The sequence below is a fragment of the Rhizobium sp. CECT 9324 genome, assembly GCF_918741265.1.
GTDB lineage: Bacteria > Pseudomonadota > Alphaproteobacteria > Rhizobiales > Rhizobiaceae > Allorhizobium.
Genome location: NZ_CAKKMZ010000001.1, coordinates 1,765,854 through 1,778,349, shown reverse-complemented (window position 1 = coordinate 1,778,349; position 12,496 = coordinate 1,765,854). Strand labels below are relative to the sequence as shown.

Annotated in this window: 11 protein-coding genes and 1 pseudogene; 8 read left to right on the top strand and 4 right to left on the bottom strand. The window is 61.7% G+C overall.

Annotated features, from left to right (window positions below):
* Nucleotides 1-6: 6 nt before the first annotated feature.
* Nucleotides 7-480: an OsmC family protein gene (locus tag LQ231_RS08775; RefSeq protein ID WP_230171064.1), complete on the bottom strand. Its 474-nt coding sequence runs from the start codon at nt 478-480 to the stop codon at nt 7-9.
* 204 nt (nt 481-684) lie between these two features.
* Here LQ231_RS08775 and LQ231_RS08770 point away from each other — a divergent pair, with 204 nt between their 5' ends.
* From LQ231_RS08770 to LQ231_RS08760, 3 genes are all read left to right on the top strand, one after another.
* Nucleotides 685-1,293 carry a PadR family transcriptional regulator gene (locus LQ231_RS08770; RefSeq protein WP_230171063.1) on the top strand — a complete coding sequence of 203 codons (609 nt, stop codon included), beginning with the start codon at nt 685-687 and terminating at the stop codon, nt 1,291-1,293.
* 2 nt (nt 1,294-1,295) lie between these two features.
* Nucleotides 1,296-1,583: a DUF2218 domain-containing protein gene (locus LQ231_RS08765; protein ID WP_230171062.1), complete on the top strand. Its 288-nt coding sequence runs from the start codon at nt 1,296-1,298 to the stop codon at nt 1,581-1,583.
* A gap of 108 nt (nt 1,584-1,691) precedes the next feature.
* The gene (locus tag LQ231_RS08760) at nt 1,692-2,483 is read left to right on the top strand and encodes an SDR family NAD(P)-dependent oxidoreductase (RefSeq protein WP_230171061.1); all 792 of its coding nucleotides are present in this window, start codon (nt 1,692-1,694) and stop codon (nt 2,481-2,483) included.
* A 29-nt stretch (nt 2,484-2,512) separates the two neighbouring features.
* Here the strand turns inward: LQ231_RS08760 and LQ231_RS08755 are convergent.
* Together LQ231_RS08755 and LQ231_RS08750 are read right to left on the bottom strand one after the other, a co-directional pair.
* Nucleotides 2,513-2,966, bottom strand: a pseudogene (locus LQ231_RS08755) (DUF1801 domain-containing protein).
* Nucleotides 2,967-3,057: 91 nt separating this feature from the next.
* Nucleotides 3,058-4,431: an aspartate aminotransferase family protein gene (locus LQ231_RS08750; protein WP_230171060.1), complete on the bottom strand. Its 1,374-nt coding sequence runs from the start codon at nt 4,429-4,431 to the stop codon at nt 3,058-3,060.
* A 196-nt stretch (nt 4,432-4,627) separates the two neighbouring features.
* Between LQ231_RS08750 and LQ231_RS08745 the strand changes: the two genes are divergently transcribed.
* The 5 genes from LQ231_RS08745 to LQ231_RS08725 all read left to right on the top strand — a co-directional run bounded on the left by LQ231_RS08745 (nt 4,628) and on the right by LQ231_RS08725 (nt 11,503).
* The gene (locus tag LQ231_RS08745) at nt 4,628-5,986 is read left to right on the top strand and encodes a glutamine synthetase family protein (RefSeq protein ID WP_230171059.1); all 1,359 of its coding nucleotides are present in this window, start codon (nt 4,628-4,630) and stop codon (nt 5,984-5,986) included.
* A 218-nt stretch (nt 5,987-6,204) separates the two neighbouring features.
* On the top strand, nt 6,205-7,800 hold the full coding sequence (locus tag LQ231_RS08740) for a peptide ABC transporter substrate-binding protein (protein ID WP_230171058.1): 1,596 nt from the start codon (nt 6,205-6,207) through the stop codon (nt 7,798-7,800).
* A gap of 58 nt (nt 7,801-7,858) precedes the next feature.
* Complete coding sequence (gene oppB, locus LQ231_RS08735; protein ID WP_230171057.1) at nt 7,859-8,782, top strand: oligopeptide ABC transporter permease OppB; 924 nt, start codon at nt 7,859-7,861, stop codon at nt 8,780-8,782.
* Nucleotides 8,775-9,899, top strand: coding sequence for an ABC transporter permease subunit (locus LQ231_RS08730; protein WP_230171056.1), 1,125 nt, complete (start codon nt 8,775-8,777; stop codon nt 9,897-9,899). Before oppB ends, LQ231_RS08730 begins: the two co-directional genes overlap by 8 nt.
* 2 nt (nt 9,900-9,901) lie before the next feature.
* Entirely contained in the window at nt 9,902-11,503 is a 1,602-nt protein-coding gene (locus LQ231_RS08725; protein WP_230171055.1) for an ABC transporter ATP-binding protein, read from the top strand.
* 39 nt (nt 11,504-11,542) lie between these two features.
* Here LQ231_RS08725 and LQ231_RS08720 read toward each other — a convergent pair whose 3' ends face one another.
* Complete coding sequence (locus tag LQ231_RS08720) at nt 11,543-12,463, bottom strand: diacylglycerol kinase family protein (RefSeq protein ID WP_230171054.1); 921 nt, start codon at nt 12,461-12,463, stop codon at nt 11,543-11,545.
* Nucleotides 12,464-12,496 lie beyond the last annotated feature (33 nt).

Genomic DNA, 12,496 nt, shown 5'->3' with positions numbered 1-12,496 from the left:
GGACTGTCACGCCTCGATAATCTCGGCCTGACAGCGAACGGGGAAATTGACCGAATTGGCAATGAAACACTTCTCATGCGCCTCGGCATGCAGCTCAGCGGCGATATCGGGATAGGTGCCGGCCTTGATCGTCACGCGCGGCTTCAAGAGCACATCGGTAAAGCGGCCCGTGCCTTCCGCATCGATCTCCATCACGCCTTCGGCATGATCCTCATAGTGGGTGACGATGACGCCGGAAACGGCGCAGAAATGCAGGTACCAGAGCTTGTGGCAAGCCGACAGCGAGGCGAGGAACATATCCTCCGGGTTCCAGCGGCCCGGATCGCCGCGAAAGGCAACATCCGACGAGGCCAATATGTCGGGCTTGCCGTCCGCGGAGATCACATGGTCACGGCCGTAATCGCGGTAGCCGGATGTGCCGGTTCCGGTATTGCCCTGCCAGGTGACCGTCACCTTATACTCGTGGCGCTTATCACTCATGTCGTCGTCTCCCGATATCCTGCTTGCCACGCCGAGTCTGAATCGCGTGGGCTATAACGAACGATAGGCCAAGGCCATGTCAGCCGAAAGCGTTCCGCGCGCACTTGCCTGCACCTGCCTGAAATTTAATCGTGAAGCCTCTTGCAACGATCGCGCTAAGATATATCTTAGATGCAGTTGAAACCTATCAGAAAGAAACCGACAATGAGACATTCCAATTGTGAGCGCCAAGGGCGCGACGGACCCATGCAGGCGATGCGCGAAGCCTTCCATGCCATGCGCCATGGCGGGCCATTTGGCGGCCCGTACGGTGGCAGACCGGAAGGTGGCCCGCGCGGACGAGGCGGCGAACGTCGCCGGATGTTCGAGAGCGGCGAGTTGCGCCTCGTGCTGTTGAAGCTGATCGAGGAACAGCCGCGCCATGGCTACGACCTGATCCGCGAAATCGAAACCCTGTCCGGTGGCGCCTATGCACCAAGCCCTGGTGTGGTCTATCCGACGATGACCCTGTTGCTCGACATGGGCCTTGCCGACGAGCAGGCGAGCGACGGCCCACGCAAGCTGCTCGGCATCTCCGATGCCGGTCGCCTGCATCTGATCGAGCGCGCCGACGAGGTTGCGACCGCCATGGCGCGGTTGACTGCCCTTGCCAAGGTCACCGAACGCACCGATGCGGCACCGGTTCGCCGTGCCATGCATAATCTCCGCGCCGCCCTGCAGGACCGCCTCGCCCTTGACGGCGTGACACGTGAAACCCAACTGGAAGTAGCCCGCATTCTCGACGAGGCGGCGAGCAAGATCGAAAGGCTCTGAACATGGCGAAAGTAACGGCAACGGTTGCCACGGAACACGGCTGGAAATATGTCCAGCAACTGTGCAAGCACTGGGCACACAAGCTGGAGGTCGAACTGACCGACAACATGGGCGTGGTCAAGTTCTCGGAAGCGGTCGCGACCATGACCTCGGATGAGACCGGCCTGACCGTCGTCATCGAGGGCGAGCAAGCGGAGGTGCTCGAACGGATGAAGGGCGTGGTCTCCAGCCATCTCGACCGCTTTGCCTTCCGCGAGGCGCCGCTGCCTTTCGCGTGGCAAGCCGCCTGAGACTGCCGCATCCGCTCCACGCATCGGGATGCGGATAATCTTTAGACCGGTCTTGCCAAGTTGGGGCATGACCGGTCTAAGCTTGTCCGACAACAGGAGGACTGCCGCATGACCGATCATCTCATCATTCCCGACCTCATCATTCCAGACCTCTCCGGCAAGGCCGTGCTGATTACCGGCGCCTCAAGCGGCATCGGTGCTGCATTGGCCCGCGCATTCGCCGCCCAGGGCGCCCTGATCGGGCTGCACTATAATTCCAATGGCGCTGCGGCCGAGGCGATCGCCGGCGAGATCACGGCATCGGGCGGTAAGGTCGTCACCCTCAAGGCGGATGCGGCGAACTCCGCGGACATGGCGGCGGCCGTCGACAAGATGGCGCAGGCATTTGGCCGGATCGACGGCCTGATCAACAATGCCGGCAGCATGATCGCCCGCGTCGCCTACGAGGAGATGACGGACGCGCATTACGACAAGGTGATGGACGTCAATGCCCGCTCGGTCATTTCCACCAGCCAGGCGGCGCTGCCGCACCTGAAGAAACAGGGCGGCTTCATCATCAACACGACGTCCGTCGCGGCCCGCACCGGCGGCACCGCAGGCTCCGGCGTCTATGGCTCGTCCAAGGCCTTTGTCGGCGCGGTCACCAAGGGCATGGCGCTGGAATTCGGCAAATACAATGTGCGCGTCAATGCCGTGGCCCCCGGCTTCATCGCAACACCGTTCCAGGACCATTATGCCCTGCCCGGCCAGGCCGAGCAGGTCGCCGCCGCCGTGCCGTTGAAGCGGGCGGGCACATCAGAGGACTGCGTCGGCGCCTATCTGTTTCTCGCCTCTGACATGCTGTCGGGCTATATCACCGGCCAGACGGTGGACGTGAACGGCGGTCAGTTCATGCCGTGACGGCGTCTGCGACGGTCGCCGCTTGACGTTTACAGACGTTCGCCAGGCAAGCGGCTGGCTTGATCCACCCAATCGAGGAACTGTGCCTCGTCGAAATGACCGCCCTCGTAGATGTCGAGATAACGTACCGTCGCCTGCTTTGATTTGCCGGGCGGCGGTGGCTGCAAGGACGTGCCGTCGAAGAATGTGACCTTCAGGTATTTGGTGAAGCAGTGGAATGCGAGAAACCAGCGCCCGCTTTCCACCCCATAAAAGGGCGTATTCCACTTTACCGCCTTGCTTACTCCTGGCACCACACTCTCGATGAGAGCGTCGATACGTCTGCCAAGATCGCTTTTCCACCCGGGCATGGCGGCAATATAGGCTTGCACAGGCGCGTCACCATCGCCCTTGGCGATCTGCGGATTGCCCCCCCGACAGCAGTCGAACGTCGACCCCGGCATGGGGCTGTGCCGTTGCCGATCCAGCCGTTTTGGCCGGCAAGGTTTTGGCGGCCTTTGCTGCTTTCCTCGTGCTCTCGTCCGATATCGGCTGGCTCCTTGCTGAAAGGGCGCCCGTCTTTCCGACGGATGCCTCACCCCTCGCCGCGATTGTCCTTCAGCCAGTCGAGACCGTTGCGCAAGGCGCCGACCGCCTGGTCGATCTCGCTGCGTGAAATGATCAAGGGCGGCGAAAACAGCATGCGGTCGCCGGTGGCCCTGAGGACCACACCGGCATTGACGCACTGGTTGCGCACGGCGGTGCCCGTGTCGTCCGGCTTGACGAACCGGCGGCGGGTCGCCTTGTCGGCGGCAATCTGCACGGCTCCCATCAGGCCGACGCTGACGGCTTCGCCGACCAGGTCGTGATCGGCCAAGGAGGCAAGGGCCTCGGCCAGATAGGGGCCGACATCGTCGCGCACGCGCTCGACCAGGCCTTCCTCCTCGATGATGCGGATGTTCTCGAGTGCGGCGGCTGCCGCCACCGGATGACCGGAATAGGTGTAGCCGTGATAGAAGTCACCGACCTCGTCCATCATCACCTGCGCCACACGGTCCGATACCAGCACGCCGCCGATCGGCAGGTAGCCCGACGACAGGCCCTTGGCGATCGGGGCGAGATCCGGCTCGAAATCGTAATATTGATGGCCGAACCATGTGCCGAGACGGCCAAAGCCGCAGATCACTTCGTCGGCCACCAGCAGAATCTGGTACTTGGCGCAGATGCGCTTGATCTCCGGCCAATAGGTCGAGGGCGGCACGATGACGCCACCAGCGCCCTGGATCGGCTCGGCGACAAACGCCGCGACATTCTGCTCGCCCAGTTCGATGATCTTTTCTTCGAGTTCGCGCGCCACCTTTAGGCCGAAGTCTTCCGGCGTCTGGTCGCCGCCCTCGCCATACCAATAGGGCTGATTGATGTGGTGAATGCCCTCGATCGGCAGGTTGCCCTGTTCGTGCATCCATTTCATGCCGCCGAGCGAGGCGCCGGCAACCGTCGAGCCGTGATAGCCATTCTTGCGGGCGATCACCTGCGTCTTGGTCGGGTGGCCGAGCGCCTTCCAGTAGACGCGGACCATGCGGAACCAGGTGTCGGAGGCTTCCGATCCGGAATTGGAGAAGAAGACGTGGTTCAGCGTCTTGCCGGCCTTTTCCGCCACCTTCTGGGCAAGCAGCGTGGTCGGCGGCGTCGTGGTGCCGAAGAAGGTGTTGTAATAGGGCAGTTCCTGCATCTGCGCATAGGCCGCATCAGCAATCGATTTGCGACCATAACCAACATTGACGCACCACAGGCCGGCAAAGGCGTCGAGATACTTCTTGCCGGTCGAATCCCAGATATGCACTCCATCCGCACGGTTGATGATCTTGGTGCCTTCGGCATTCAGCTTCTTCATATTGGAGAAGGGATGCAGGTGGTGGGCGGCATCAATGGCACCGAGATTGGAAACGGCGGAGGCAATCTTGTTCATGGTTTCTGATCCTTGCCGGAAGCGACGGGAACGCCCGCCCGGCCAATCTTGGTCCGGTCGGGCGCCTGCCTCCGCATTGAAAGGCGGAACTTTATCGGCTACGAACATGACCTTCCAAAACGTGTTTGGCAAGGCACCGCGTGCCGCGTTTCTCCGGCCAAAACCGTTCCCATCGAGCCCATGAAAGTCCACCCGCATGACCGCACAGACCGAGGCAGCCGATCTCAATGCAGCCGATCCTTCCGCACGCATCGAGGTGCTGCTTGTCGGCATGAACGGCGACCTGCGCGGCAAGATGATCCCGCTCGGCGCGGAGGACAAGGTGTGGAAAAACACGGTGCGGCTGCCCGCCTCTACCCAGTCGCTCGACATCTGGGGCGACGACAATGACGACATTACCGGCCTGTCGCTGACGCTCGGCGACCCGGACGGCATCTGCGTGCCGGACAAGGGATCGCTCACCACCCTGCCCTGGGGACCAGCGGGCTCGAAGCAGGTGCTCGCCACCATGCACACACTGCAAGGCGAACCACATTTCATCTGCCCGCGCGCCATTCTCGCCAATGTGCTGAAGCGTTACGCGGAACGCGGCCTGACGCCGGTGGTTGCGACCGAACTCGAATTCTATGTCATCGAGGACGACTGGCGCGAGACCGGCAAGCCGAGACCACCACAGGCCTTGACCTATCGCGGCGAGCCGAACGGCTTCCAGCTTTATGACATGAGCGCCACGGCGGCGATGGAAGACTATCTCGATATCATCCGCCGCTATTGCGACGACATGGGCCTGCCGGCCGATGCGACGACCGCCGAATTCGGCCCCGGCCAGTTCGAAGTCAACCTGCTGCACAAGCCGAATGCGCTCGCTGCCGCCGACGACTGCATCTATCTGAAGCGTGTCGTCGATTTCGCCGCGCGCCGCCTCGGCCTGCGCTCGACCTGCATGGCCAAGCCTTATGGCGACCAGGCCGGCTCCGGCCTGCATGTGCATGCCTCGATCATCGACAAGGATGGCAAAAATATCCTCGACGCCAAGGGCGGCGATCCGGTGAAGCTGCGCTCGGTGACCGCCGGCATGCTCAAGACCATGCAGGATGCGCAGCTGATCTTTGCGCCGCTGGCCAATTCCTATCGCCGGTTCCAGCCGGGCTCGTTTGCGCCCGACAAGGTCGACTGGGGCTTCGGCAACCGCGGCACCGCCGTGCGCATTCCCGACAAGGACGGCCCCGCGGCCCGTGTCGAACACCGCGTCGCCGGCGCAGACGCCCATCCGCATCTGCTGCTGGCTGCCATCCTCGGCGGCATGCTGCTCGGCCTCGACGAAGATCTCGATCCCGGCCCGGTCACGACACCGACCAGCGCGCCGGAAAACCCGGCCATGCTGACGCATGACTTTTTGACCGCCGTCGACCGTTTCCGCCAGTCGCCTTTTATCGCCGATGTCTTCGGCGCCGGCTACCAGAAGCTCTATGGCGATACCAAGCGCAAGGAGGCGATCGCCTATCTGCGCACGGTGTCCAGCTTCGACTACCAGACGTATCTGGCTCGGCTGTGATAGATATCAACAATACCAATTTTATCAGGCAACCAAAGATGTCGTGATTGCGACGCAATCTTTTCATTGATTGCGCCAAAATCAAATTTACGTTTGAAATCGTGCGTTTGCACTGACTTCGATCAATTCTGCCCAGTGCCCTAAAATTGGCCTCTTGTATTTCTTGTCTTTTTCTCGTCTGTTTCGGCCTTCCATCACGCCTGAAAGGGGAGAACAAAATGACAAAAATGCAAAAACTGGCGACCTCGCTTCTGTTCGGTACCATGCTCATGAGCGCCGCTCCGGCATTTGCCGAAGCCGTGCTTCATCGCGGCAATGCCGGCGAACCGCAGACACTCGACTATGCCCATATCTCCATCGACATCGAAGGCTTCGTGGTCCGTGACCTGTTCGAAGGCCTGACGATTTATGACGCCAATGGCAAGATCGTTCCCGGCACGGCGGAAAGCTGGACCGTTTCGGACGACGAAACCGTCTACACCTTCAAGATCCGCGACAATGCAAACTGGTCGGATGGCTCGCCGGTAACGGCTGAAGACTTCGTCTTTGCCATGCGTCGCCTTGAGGATCCGAAGACGGCTGCCGAATACGCCAACATTCTCTACCCGATCAAGAATGCCGAAAAGGCCAACAAGGGCGAAGTGCCGATCGACCAGCTCGGCATCAAGGCGATTGACGCCAAGACCGTCGAAATCACACTCGAGCGTCCGACGCCGTTCTTCCTGCAGCTTCTCGCCCACTATACCGCGCTGCCGCTCAGCAAGGCCAATTTCGAGAAGTTCGGCGACCAGTTCGTCAAGCCGGGCAACATGGTCTCCAACGGCGCCTTCGTCCTGCAGGCTCACGTGCCGAACGACACGCTGACCGTGGTGAAGAACGAAAAGTACTGGGATGCCGCCAACGTCAAGCTCGACAAGGTGATCTTCTACCCGATCGACGACGATGCCGCTTCGGTTCGCCGCTTCGAGGCCAAGGAACTCGACCTCGTCTACAACTTCTCGGCCGACCAGATCAAACGCCTGCGCGAAAGCTACACCGACCAGGTGCATGTGACCCCGGGTCTCGCCACCTACTACTATGTCTTCGACAACCGCGAGCCGCCGTATAACGACGTCAACGTTCGCCGCGCACTGTCGATGGCGGTCGACCGCGACTTCCTTGCTCAGGAAATCTATGCCGGCGCCCAGCTTCCGGCCTACAACCTCGTGCCGCCGGGCCTTGAAGGCTACGGCCAGGGTCCGCAGCCGGATTTCGCAGCGCTGTCGCAGATCGATCGCGAAGACAAGGCTGTCGAGCTGATGAAGGCCGCCGGCTACGGTGAAGGCGGCAAGCCGCTCGAAATCGAGATCCGCTACAACACCAACGCCAACCACGAACGCGTCGCAACCGCCGTCGCCGACATGTGGAAGAACACCTTTGGCGCCAAGGTCTCGCTGGTCAATCTCGACGTGGCTTCGCACTATGCCTACCTGCAGGAAGGCGGCAAGTTCAACGTTGCGCGCGCCGGCTGGACAGCCGACTATGCCGACCCGGAAAACTTCCTGGCGCTGAACGTCGGCAGCAACGTCACGTTCAACTACGGCAAGTACAAGAACGATGAATTCGATGCGCTGATGAAGGCTTCCTACGAGGAACGCGATCCGGCCAAGCGCATGGAAGAAATGAAGAAGGCTGAAACCATTCTCATGAATGATCAGCCGATCGCGCCGCTGATGAACAACGCCAATCTGTGGCTGGTTTCCTCGCGCGTTTCGGGCTGGGGCGACAATCCGGTGAACGAACACCTGTCGAAGTTCCTCAGCGTTTCCGAATAACAAACATAGGGAATGGCGCGCGGCAGCATGATGGCTGTCGCGCGTCATCTTTTTCACCATGATCTCATTTGTCCTGCGCCGACTTCTGAGCGCCGTGCCCACGGTGTTCGTCGTCGTGACGATCTCGTTCTTCCTGATGCGTTTCGCGCCGGGTGGTCCGTTCAATCTCGAACGCCCGCTTCCGCCGCAAACGATGGCCAACATCATGGCCACCTACAAGCTCGACCAGCCGCTGTGGCGCCAATACGTCAACTATCTCGGCAACGCCGCGACCGGCGATTTCGGTCCAAGCTTCATCTACAAGGACAACACGGTTTCCGAACTGATCGGCAAGGCCCTGCCCTATTCGGTCGAGCTCGGTCTCTATGCCATCCTGATCGCCCTGATCGGCGGTGTGACGCTCGGCACCATTGCCGCCCTTCGCCAGAACAGCGCGCTGGATTTCGGCCTGATGGCCTTTGCCACCGTCGGCGTTACAGTTCCCAATTTTGTCGTCGGCCCTGTTTTGACGCTGATCTTTGCCGTGATGCTGTCGTGGCTGCCGGCCGGTGGCTGGGGTGACGGTTCGGCCCGTAACCTGATCCTGCCGATGACCGCACTCGCTCTGCCGCAGCTCGCGGTCTTTGCCCGCCTCACTCGCGGTTCGATGATCGAGGCCCTGCATACGGACCATATCCGCACCGCCCGCGCCTATGGCCTGCCGTCGCGGGTCGTGGTCATCACCCATGCGCTGCGCGGCGCCATGCTGCCGGTCGTGTCGTATCTCGCCCCCTGCGCTGCCGCCCTGCTTACGGGTTCTGCCGTGGTCGAGAGCATCTTCACCATTCCCGGGGTCGGCCGCTATTTCGTGCTCGGCGCGCTCAACCGCGACTATCCCCTGGTCATGGGCACCGTCATTCTCGTCGCCGTGTTCGTGATCGTCTTCAACCTGCTGGTCGACATTGCCTATGGCCTGCTCGATCCGAGGGTCCGCCATGACTGATACAACCACAACTCTTGCCCCCACCGTCGAGGGCCGCAGCCTGGGCCAGCTTGCGATGATGCGCTTCCGGCGCAACAAGGCGGCCATGGCCGGCTGTTTCGCTTTGCTGCTGATCTGCATCTTCTCCTTTGCCGGTCCGCTCGTCTCGCCGCATACCTATGACGAGGTCTTCCCGTCCTATGTCTCGATCCCCCCGAGCCTGACACCGCGGCCGGATCCGCAGACGCTGACCGAGGTTGCCGAAAGCACTGCCAAGCGTGCGCGCCTGACGCTCGAAAGCTTCGAGATCGAGAGCGGCGTGTTCACCGCCAAGGTAACGTCGACCCGGCCGATCGATCCGCGCTCCGTGCGCTATTTCGACCGCGTCAACGAGTTCAAGAACACCACGGTTGCCGAAACATCGCCGGACCAGCTGTCGATGACGCTGACCGGCTCGGTCAATCAGCAGTATTTCCTCTTCGGCACCGACAGCAATGGCCGCGACCTTCTGGTGCGCGTCATGCTCGGTGGGCAGATCTCGATCGCCGTCGGCCTTGCCGCCTCGCTCGTGTCGCTCGGTATCGGCGTGGTCTATGGCGCGACATCGGGCTATATCGGCGGCCGCGTCGACAACGTCATGATGCGCTTCGTCGAGATCATCTATTCGCTGCCCTTCGTCTTCCTCGTCGTCGTGCTGGTGGTCTTCTTCGGCCGGTCGATCGTGCTGATCTTTGCCGTCATCGGCGCGGTGCAATGGCTGGAAATGGCCCGTATCGTGCGCGGTCAGACGCTGTCCCTGAAGCGTCGGGAATTCGTCGGTGCGGCACAAGCGCTTGGCCTGACCGACTGGCAGATCATTCGCCGCCACATCATCCCGAACACGGTCGGCCCGGTCATCGTCTTCGTCACCGTCGTGGTGCCGCAGGTGATCCTGACCGAAAGCTTCCTGTCCTTCCTCGGCCTAGGTGTCCAGGCGCCGCTGGCCAGCTGGGGCACGCTGATCTCGGAAGGCACGAAGAACATGCAGAGCGCACCGTGGCTGTTGATCTTCCCGGCGATCTTCTTCGTCATCACGCTGTTTGCCCTGAATTTTGTGGGTGACGGCCTGCGCGATGCGCTTGATCCGAAGGACCGATAAGCATGGACAGGACTGAAATGACCAATGTGCTGGCCGTCAGGGACCTGAAGGTCACCTTCACCACACCGGATGGCGACGTGCAGGCGGTGAAGGGCGTGTCCTTCGACGTCAAGAAAGGCGAAACACTCGCCATCGTCGGCGAATCCGGTTCCGGCAAGAGCCAGACGATGATGGGCATCATGGGATTGCTCGCATCGAACGGCCGCGTCGAAGGCTCGGCGTTCTACGGCGCGACAGATCTTGCCCATGCCGGGCTGAAGGAGTTGAACGAGGTGCGCGGCTCGAAGATCACCATGATCTTCCAGGAGCCGATGACTTCGCTTGATCCGCTCTACACGATCGGCAAGCAGATCGCCGAACCGCTGCGCTACCACCGCGGCATGGGCAAGCGCCAGGCGCGTGAGCGCGTGCTGGAACTGCTCAACCTGGTCGGCATCCCCGATCCGAACCGGCGCATCGACAGCTATCCGCACGAACTGTCCGGCGGCCAGCGCCAGCGCGTGATGATCGCCATGGCGCTTGCCAACGAGCCCGACGTGCTGATTGCCGACGAGCCGACCACTGCACTCGACGTCACCATCCAGGCGCAGATCCTCGACCTGCTTGCCGACTTGCAGAAGCGTTTCGGCATGGCGATCGTGCTGATCACTCATGACCTCGGCGTGGTCAAGCATGTCGCCGACCGCGTCGTTGTGATGCGGCGCGGCGAGGTCGTCGAACAAGGCTCGCGCGAGGACATCTTCGAGCGGCCGACGGCCGACTACACCAAGATGCTGCTGGAAGCCGAGCCGCATGGCGTCAAGGCGCCGCCGGCCGACGATGCGCCGATCATGCTGGAAGGCCGCAATGTGGTGGTCGACTTCAACATCGGCGGTGGGTTCCTGTTCAGGGGCACAAAGACTTTCCGCGCCGTCGACAATGTCAGCCTGACCCTGCGCCAGGGCCAGACCATCGGCGTTGTCGGCGAATCCGGTTCGGGCAAGTCGACGCTCGGGCGTGCCCTGCTCAGGCTGCTGACCTCGGACGGTCGCTACCGTTTCGAAAGCACGGACATCTCGCTGCTCGACCGCAGCCAGATGCGGCCCTATCGCCGGCAGATGCAGCTGGTGTTCCAGGACCCCTACGGCTCGCTGTCACCGCGCCAGACCGTCGGCGAGATCATCACCGAGGGCCTCTATGTGCACGAGCCACAGCTGACCAAGGCCGACCGCGACAAACGGGCGATTGCAGCACTTCTCGAAGTTGGCCTCGATCCGGCGGCTCGCAACCGCTATCCGCACGAGTTCTCCGGCGGACAGCGCCAGCGCATCGCCATCGCCCGCTCGATCATCCTCAAGCCGAAAGTCATCGTGCTCGACGAGCCGACCTCGGCACTCGACCGGTCGGTGCAGTTGCAGGTCATCGAACTGCTGCGCGACCTGCAGGCCAAACATGGCCTGTCCTATGTCTTCATCAGCCATGACTTGTCCGTGGTCAGGGCGATGTCGGACCATGTCGTGGTGATGAAGAACGGCAAGATCGTCGAACAGGGCGATACCGAAGCGATCTTCGAGCGGCCGGCCGAGGATTATACCAAGGCCCTGATCGCCGCAGCATTTGCGTAGTGATCATATCCTCCCCCGACAGGGGGGAGGATTTCCGGCTCAGGCGGGCATTGCAACCTTCTGTGCCGGCACGAGCACTTTCAATTCGCCGGCATGGATCTTGATCTCGACGTCACGCGGCATGCGCAACAATTCGCCGTCTAGAACGCAGGCTGCCCCCTGGCGATGCTTGGGGAAATGCAGCCGCAGAACCTTGGCTGTCGAGGCGGTTACCGCCTGATTGTCGGTGAAGCGTCCACGCATGATATCGAAGGCCAGCGAGAACACGCCCGTCGGCTCGAGCGGATCGGCGAGATAGACGCCGAGCTTGCCCGTGGTCAGGTCATCGGCAAAAAACAGCGCATTGTTGCCGAGCGGATTGTTGGACACCGAAATGGCAGAGACCGGCCGTTCGTCGCTGCGGCCGTCACCGTCGATATCGAAGATGACCTCGAAACGCGGCGGGTCGAGCATCACGCCGAAGGCGGCATTGGTGCTGGCGCGCATCTTGCCGAGCTTCGAGGCAAAATTCATCGAATTGCGCATGCGCACCATGCGCGCGTGAAGGCCTGCGGAAAACTGGTGCACATAGGGACGGCCGTTGGCCGTTGCGATGTCGACCGACTGGATCTGCACATCCGCCAGCGTATCGAGCACTTTCCAGATGTCGAGCGGCAGTTTCAATGAGCGGGCAAACAGGTTCATCGTGCCGGCCGGAACCACGCCGAGCGGCAGGCCAGTCTTCCAGGCGATGCCGGCAGCGGCCGAAATGGTGCCATCGCCGCCGCCTGCCACCAGTGCATCAGCGCCGGATGTGCTGGCTGTTTCCAGCGCCGAGACGACCTCGTCACCTCCGACCACGACACAATCGAGATCATGCCCCTTGGCCGCAAACGCCTTGACGGCACTGGCGCAATAGGCCTGCATGTCCGTGGTCTTGAAGGTACCACCGTCGCGATTGAGTACAGCCGTGATCTTCATTTCGTCCTTTCACAGCGCCATCATGCGCCGCAG

Excerpts from the sequence above, each read along its gene's own strand:
- LQ231_RS08760 (WP_230171061.1), top strand. The coding sequence starts at position 1,692 with ATGACCGATCATCTCATCATTCCCGACCTCATCATTCCAGACCTCTCC.
- LQ231_RS08730 (WP_230171056.1), top strand. The coding sequence starts at position 8,775 with ATGACTGATACAACCACAACTCTTGCCCCCACCGTCGAGGGCCGCAGC.
- LQ231_RS08745 (WP_230171059.1), top strand. The coding sequence starts at position 4,628 with ATGACCGCACAGACCGAGGCAGCCGATCTCAATGCAGCCGATCCTTCC.
- LQ231_RS08750 (WP_230171060.1), bottom strand. The coding sequence starts at position 4,431 with ATGAACAAGATTGCCTCCGCCGTTTCCAATCTCGGTGCCATTGATGCC.
- LQ231_RS08740 (WP_230171058.1), top strand. The coding sequence starts at position 6,205 with ATGACAAAAATGCAAAAACTGGCGACCTCGCTTCTGTTCGGTACCATG.
- LQ231_RS08720 (WP_230171054.1), bottom strand. The coding sequence starts at position 12,463 with ATGAAGATCACGGCTGTACTCAATCGCGACGGTGGTACCTTCAAGACC.
- LQ231_RS08770 (WP_230171063.1), top strand. The coding sequence starts at position 685 with ATGAGACATTCCAATTGTGAGCGCCAAGGGCGCGACGGACCCATGCAG.
- LQ231_RS08775 (WP_230171064.1), bottom strand. The coding sequence starts at position 480 with ATGAGTGATAAGCGCCACGAGTATAAGGTGACGGTCACCTGGCAGGGC.
- LQ231_RS08765 (WP_230171062.1), top strand. The coding sequence starts at position 1,296 with ATGGCGAAAGTAACGGCAACGGTTGCCACGGAACACGGCTGGAAATAT.
- oppB (WP_230171057.1), top strand. The coding sequence starts at position 7,859 with ATGATCTCATTTGTCCTGCGCCGACTTCTGAGCGCCGTGCCCACGGTG.
- LQ231_RS08725 (WP_230171055.1), top strand. The coding sequence starts at position 9,902 with ATGGACAGGACTGAAATGACCAATGTGCTGGCCGTCAGGGACCTGAAG.